Source organism: Mesorhizobium sp. (genome assembly GCF_004962925.1).
Lineage (GTDB): Bacteria > Pseudomonadota > Alphaproteobacteria > Rhizobiales > Rhizobiaceae > Mesorhizobium.
On sequence record NZ_SUEO01000384.1, the window covers coordinates 1 to 1,064 of the forward strand.

A 1,064-nucleotide genomic window follows, 5' to 3' on the forward strand; every position below is an offset into this window, starting at 1 on the left:
CTATGCGGTAGGCCACGTAGACGGCGGCCCCGGCTATGAGCAGACGGATCATGATTTTCTCCCTTGGTGTGGACCAACCGAAGAGGCCGCGTTTTGTTCCCCCGCTTTCCAACACCCCGAGCTCTGCCTGAGCCTGCAACCAAATCGGCACCGTCTCGTTTGCCCGGTGACAGGAGGTTGCGATGAACAAGCTCTCAATTTTGCTGGCTTTGGCGATGACGCTGGCTGTCGCGGCTTGCGACAACAACATCCCGCCGACGAAGGCCCCTGGCGCCGTCGATCAAAACCCGCAGGTCGACCCTGCACCCAAATCGACGTCAGGCGGTGATCAACCCGGCACGCCGCCGGCACAGTGAACGCTGGGGAAAAATGGCCGGCGCCGCTTGGGAGGAGATGGCGCCGGCCAGGCGGGTATCAGGTCCGCCGCACACCTAGACATAGCTGAGTCTTGCCCTTGCGTCATGGTGCGATCGCGGAACACGACCGCCTTGCCCCAGCAACTGACAAATACGCAATTTTCGGATGCGAGAAGCCGCCAGGCGCCGTCATTTGGTCGTCGCAACAGGTTCCCGCCCCAATGCGGGGTGACCTCTTGCCCGGCGGGCCGGCCGCGGCATCAAGCAACCTGCCGCGCCGCCCATTTTCACGCCCTTATGCGGCCAACCGGCGCTCAAGGCCTTGCGAAGCGCCGACGTCCCGTGCAAAAGCGCGGCCATGCTGATTATTAACGACCTTTCGCTCCGCATGGCCGGACGCCTGCTTCTCGACCATGCCTCGCTGACCTTGCCGGCCGGCAGCAAGGCAGGGCTTGTCGGCCGCAACGGCACCGGCAAGACCACCTTGTTCAAGGCGATCACCGGCGACCTCGCCTCCGAGACCGGCTCGATCAGCCTGCCGAAGAACACGCGCATCGGCCAAGTGGCGCAGGAAGCGCCCGGCACGGAGGAGCCGCTGATCGAGATCGTGCTCAAGGCCGACCTTGAACGCTCCGCGCTGCTCGAAGAGGAAAAGACCGCGACCGATCCGCACCGCATCGCCGACATCCATATGCGGCTGGCCGACAT

3 protein-coding genes are annotated in these 1,064 nt (G+C 64.1%); 2 read left to right on the forward strand and 1 reads right to left on the reverse strand.

Translation table 11 applies throughout. From position 1 onward, the window contains the following. Positions 1 to 190, reverse strand: a 190-nt coding sequence (locus E5W87_RS35200) for a hypothetical protein (RefSeq protein WP_292408505.1), incomplete at its 3' end; no start/stop codon positions are given. Between E5W87_RS35200 and E5W87_RS35205 the strand changes: the two genes are divergently transcribed. Further along, positions 183 to 356 carry a hypothetical protein gene (locus E5W87_RS35205; protein ID WP_292408508.1) on the forward strand — a complete coding sequence of 58 codons (174 nt, stop codon included), beginning with the start codon at positions 183 to 185 and terminating at the stop codon, positions 354 to 356. The genes E5W87_RS35200 and E5W87_RS35205 overlap by 8 nt on opposite strands. 358 nt (positions 357 to 714) lie before the next feature. Further along, on the forward strand, positions 715 to 1,064 hold a 350-nt coding region (locus E5W87_RS35210), incomplete at its 3' end, for an ATP-binding cassette domain-containing protein (protein ID WP_292408511.1).

Bases quoted from the DNA above. Each gene is read 5' to 3' on its own strand.
- E5W87_RS35205 (WP_292408508.1), top strand. From the start codon at position 183: ATGAACAAGCTCTCAATTTTGCTGGCTTTGGCGATGACGCTGGCTGTC.